Source organism: Actinomycetota bacterium (assembly GCA_036280995.1).
Classification (GTDB): domain Bacteria; phylum Actinomycetota; class CALGFH01; order CALGFH01; family CALGFH01; genus CALGFH01.
In genome coordinates this window covers 1-4404 of record DASUPQ010000438.1, presented here as the reverse complement: position 1 = coordinate 4404, position 4404 = coordinate 1, and the positions used below count along the sequence as shown (strand labels likewise).

Sequence of the window (4404 nt, the reverse complement as noted above, 5' to 3'; positions counted from 1 at the left end):
AGTCCGTGTTACTCCTAAACCTTGGTTCAGGTCTTACACAGACCATCTGACACCTCCGCGGGCGCGCCCCACGTCGCCGCGCTGGAGGCCGCGGTGCTGGCCGGGTTTACCGACCGGGCGGCATGTCGGGGCAAGACCCGCCGGCCGCCGTCGCCGGCGGCCCGCGTCGAGGCCGCCCGACTGCGCGGCGACCCCGTCCCCGCCGCCGGCGGCGGCGGGGACGGGCAGGTGCTCGACTTCGCCGCCTACGCCGCCGCCGTGCGCCCGATCACCGGTCCGGGCACGGTCGAGGAGAGCTTGTGAACGCCGCGATGCCCAGCGGCGCGACAGCCGGGCCGGAAGGGCCGCGGCCGGCCGGGGAAGCGGCGCTCTACCAGCGGCTGCGTGAGCACCTGGCCTACCTGCGGCTGCCCGACGCCGCCGCGGCGCTGCCCGGGGTGCTCGACGACGCCCGCGCCCGCTCACTGTCCGCGGTGGCCACCCTGGAACGGCTGCTCGCCGTCGAGGTCGCCGCCACCCAGGCCCGCCGGCTGGCCTCGCGCACCCACTTCGCCTGCCTGCCCGCGGCTACACCCTGGCCGACTACGACTACACCGCCCAACCTGGGGTGGACGAGGGGTTGATCCGCGACCTGGCGACGCTGCGGTTCCTCGACGAGGCCGCCAACGTGCTGTTCATCGGCCCGCCCGGGGTCGGCAAGACGATGCTCGCGATCGGGCTGGCCCGGGCCGCGATCGAGGCCGGGCACCGGGTCTACTTCACCACCGCCGAAGACCTCGCCGCCCGCTGCACCCGCGCCGCCCGGGAGGGCCGCTGGAACCACATGCTGCGGTTCTACGCCGGACCCCGGCTGTTGGTGATCGACGAGTTCGGCTACCGGCGCCTGGACGCCGACGCCAATGCCGCGCTGTTCCAGGTGATCTCGGGGCGCTACCTGAAATCCAGTGTGATCATCACCAGTCACGCCGGGGTCGCGACCTGGGCCGAACGCTTCGCCGACCCCATGATGGCCGCCGCGGTCCTGGACCGGCTGCTGCACCGGGGCATCGTCGCCGCGATCGAGGGCCCCTCCTACCGGATGCGCGCCCACCAGGCCCGCGCCGAGCAGCTCCGCCAGGCGGTGCGGCCATGAACCCGACCACCGGGGCCGCCACCGGCCACTGCCCGGTCTGCGGGCAGACGTTCACCCCCGCCCCCGGCCAGATCCCGCGGCGGCGCTACTGCTCCGAACGCTGCCGCAAGACCGCCTGGCGCCGCCGCCGCCCCGGACGCCGCCGGGCAGACGCCGTCCCGCCCGCCGTCCCGCCCGCCGTCCCGCGTCCCGACGCCGTCGCCGCCCGCGCTCAACCGGCCGCCCGCTGCCCGCACTGCGCCCGCCCGGTCGCGGTCATCACCCTGCGCGTCACGCCGGCCGCCGCTCAGGTCCCCATCCCCGGAGCCCGCCATGACTGACCCCGATCCCCGCCCCGCGCCGGCCGCGGCCACCGACCCGGCCGAGCCGGTCACCCTCGCCGACATCGCCGCGTTCACCGCCCGACTCGCCCGGCTGCGCCCACCGGCCCTGGGCGGCGACCCCGCCGAGTACGCCGCGTTGCTGACCCACAAGGCCGAACTATTCGCCCGGATCGCCGATCAACACGCCCGCACCGACCCCGCACACGCGCAGGAGGCCCGCGGAATCGCCGAACGCGCCCACGCCGCGGCACGACACACCGCCGATGCACATGACACGACCAATGTCAAAGACCTACGACCCCCCTCGTTCCCAGGGTGGGGAATTTCGCTGAGCAACACCGGGGAATTTCGGCGAGCGTCATCATGGTCGGTGACGAACACCGAGCAGGTCAGGCAGGCGTTGCCCTTGTCGCAGGTCTGCAGCGGCGGCAGCATGCACCAGCCGTGGGGTAAGAACCGGTCGGGCCGGTCGAACAGGTGCAGGCTGTCGTGGTCCTCGCGGGAGAACAACACGCGGGTGCCGTCGGCCTTGAGCTTCGCGGTGGCGAGGAACGCCTGCTCGGCGTGCTCCTCGCGTTGGGCGATGTAGTGCATCGACATCGTCGGGCTGGCGTGCCCGGCGTAGCGCTGCAGGACGTGGATGGGCAGCCCGAGCTCGGCCAGGCGGGTCAGCTTGGTGTGCCGGAACCGGTGAGTGTGGCTCAGCCCGACCGCCCGTCCCTTGCTGTCGGTGATCTTGACGATATTGCTGAACTCGCGCAGCATCCAGGCGTAGGTGCCCGACGGGTAGGGCTTGGTGGCGGTGCGGTTGCCCAGGCGCTGAGTGAACAGGAAGCGTGGCTCGATGTCGGGAAACCGCTCCCGGATCCACTGCTGTTGCTCCTCGATGACCTGGGTGACCTCGCGGTCAACGAGGATGTTGTCCGGTGCGGCCTCGATCTTGGATTGGGCGTAGTGGAAGCGCGCGATCTCCTCGTTGTCGGCGGCGGGGTTGTCGGCGGCGGGGTCCTCGGCGGTGGCGGTGGCGGTGGCGCGGTTGGGTAGCGGGGACAGGCAGTCGAACGCGCAGGTGCGGATCTCGCTGGCCCGGCGGCCGGTGAGGATCTGCAGCAAGATCATGCGCATCGCCTGGGCGTCGGCGAGGCCGTGCGCGAGCACCTGGGTGCCGTCGCCGCGGGTGATCTGCATCTGCTGCTCGCGTGGCAGCCCGAGCAGGGGCAGCGCGGCGGGGATCTGGGCGAGGGCGTGGTCGTCAACGTAATGCCCGGCATTGAGGGCGGGCTGGTGCGGGATGCGGGAGACCTGGCGGAACCAGCCGGCCGCGTGGGCGTCGGTGACCTGCCGGCCCGGCGAGGGTCCCAGGACGCGGCGGGCCTCGATCGGGTTAGCCGCCGCGAGGAACGCGAACAGCTCGGCGACGGCCCGAAGATCGTCGTTGATCAGACGGGGAGCCACGACGCTCGAGCGCCGGTCGGGCCCGCGGCGGTTGTCGGGGTCGGCGTCCCAGCGCCGAAACGCGGCGGCCTGCTCCGCCGCGCCCGCCTGGTCGCCCAGGACGTCGCCGGGGCGGTCCAAGGTCGCCAGCCAGCGGTCGAAGCGCAGCAGACACGGCAGCCGCTCCTGGCTGACCGTCGTCCAGCGCAGCGTCCCGGCCTCCAGCATCGTGCCCAGATGCCACTTGACCGCCGCCCGCAGCCAGGGCTGGGCGATCTGGCCCGGGGAGCACCCGTAGTTGGCCTGCGGCTCGCGCGCCGTCAGCGGGATCCGGGGGTCGCAGCGCGGGTGCCAGTCGTCCAGTGCCCACCACGGGCCGTCGTGGCAGCGGGCGAGCAGGGCCAACCGGGCGAAGCGGAACACGACCCGCAACCGGGCGCGGCTGCCCTGGGGCGGGAGCCGGCCCCACCGGGTGGCGTAGAACCAGCCCTGCAACGCCGACGCGGTGTCCCAGTCCATGTCGCGCATCGAGCCCGGGAACGGGTGGTTGTCCCGCGCGGCCCGGCGCAGGATGTTGGCCAGCTGGTTGGTCGCCAGGACCGAGGACCGGGTGCCATCGAGGGCCTGCCAGTGCGCCATCCAGGCCAGCTCGGCGGGGAACGGGTCGGGTAGCCCGGTCAGGTTGATTCTGCGTTCGCCGTTCTCGCTGATCGACGCCCAGTCGGCGATGCCGGGGCCGATGATCGGGCCGTGCCAGAGCGGCGGCAGCTGCGAGAACAGCCGCGCCACGGGATCCAGGCCGGCGGGGCGAAGGTGCCCGAGACGGCTACCAGGCATCGGGCACTCGCCAGCCGGTCGTATGGGTCTTCCAGTTCGCTGCGGCGCGCAGGGCCTCGTCCTCGCGGACCCATAACGGTGACCTCAGATATTCGAACTGTCGGAATGCCTGGCCGACGGCGTGGTTCGTTGGCTGATCTGGGCGGCGTAGCTGGCCCAGTCCCCGCCGGAGAGGCGTTACCAGGTGACGGCGACGTCGGTGTGGATGCCCAGGGTGCGGGCCAGGATCGCGGCGGGGATCTCGGTGGCGAGCTGGAACAGCGCGGTGCTGCGGGTCTGGTTGGGCCGGATGCCGAGATCGTTGAGCCGCTGGGTCAGTCGCGCGGTGCAGATCGGCCGTCCGGGCTGGCCCCCGGGGAACAGCCAGGGCGACGGCGCGACGGCGCCGATGGTGGCGTGGCCCTTGCGGTGGGCGACGACGTCGCAGGCCAGGGTGGCGACCGGCTCGGGCAGCTGGATGGGCACCCGGCCCAGGCGCAGCCGAACGTCGTGAGCATCGATGTGGATCTGCTCGACGGTCATTCGGCTGATCGCGGTGGCACCTTGGGCGTAGAGCAAGACCAGCAGGCCAGCGAGCCGGTCCTCGGCGCCCAGGTCTTCGTCGTGCAGCAGTCGGCGCGCGGCGTCCCAGCGGTGCTGGTCATCCAGGAGCTGCGCGGGGCCGGCCCAGCGGACGGA

4 protein-coding genes and 1 pseudogene are annotated in these 4404 nt (G+C 73.0%); 3 read left to right on the top strand and 2 right to left on the bottom strand.

Annotated features, from left to right (window positions below; translation table 11 throughout):
- Window positions 1-93: 93 nt before the first annotated feature.
- The 3 genes and pseudogenes from VF468_14650 (at window position 94) to VF468_14640 (ending at window position 1452) form a co-directional block, all read left to right on the top strand.
- Window positions 94-303 carry a hypothetical protein gene (locus VF468_14650; GenBank protein ID HEX5879532.1) on the top strand — a complete coding sequence of 70 codons (210 nt, stop codon included), beginning with the start codon at window positions 94-96 and terminating at the stop codon, window positions 301-303.
- An 8-nt stretch (window positions 304-311) separates the two neighbouring features.
- Window positions 312-1132, top strand: a pseudogene (gene istB / locus VF468_14645) (IS21-like element helper ATPase IstB).
- Entirely contained in the window at window positions 1129-1452 is a 324-nt protein-coding gene (locus tag VF468_14640; GenBank protein HEX5879531.1) for a hypothetical protein, read from the top strand. Before istB ends, VF468_14640 begins: the two are co-directional and overlap by 4 nt.
- A gap of 180 nt (window positions 1453-1632) precedes the next feature.
- Here VF468_14640 and VF468_14635 read toward each other — a convergent pair whose 3' ends face one another.
- Window positions 1633-3726 (bottom strand): tyrosine-type recombinase/integrase, encoded by a 2094-nt coding sequence (locus VF468_14635; GenBank protein ID HEX5879530.1) that lies wholly within the window; start codon window positions 3724-3726, stop codon window positions 1633-1635.
- 177 nt (window positions 3727-3903) lie between these two features.
- Window positions 3904-4404 (bottom strand): hypothetical protein (locus VF468_14630; GenBank protein ID HEX5879529.1); only part of this gene is annotated, 501 nt, incomplete at its 5' end.

What these genes read in the sequence shown, in the direction of transcription:
- VF468_14640 (HEX5879531.1), top strand. Translation starts at nt 1,129, where the DNA reads ATGAACCCGACCACCGGGGCCGCCACCGGCCACTGCCCGGTCTGCGGG.
- VF468_14635 (HEX5879530.1), bottom strand. Translation starts at nt 3,726, where the DNA reads ATGCCTGGTAGCCGTCTCGGGCACCTTCGCCCCGCCGGCCTGGATCCC.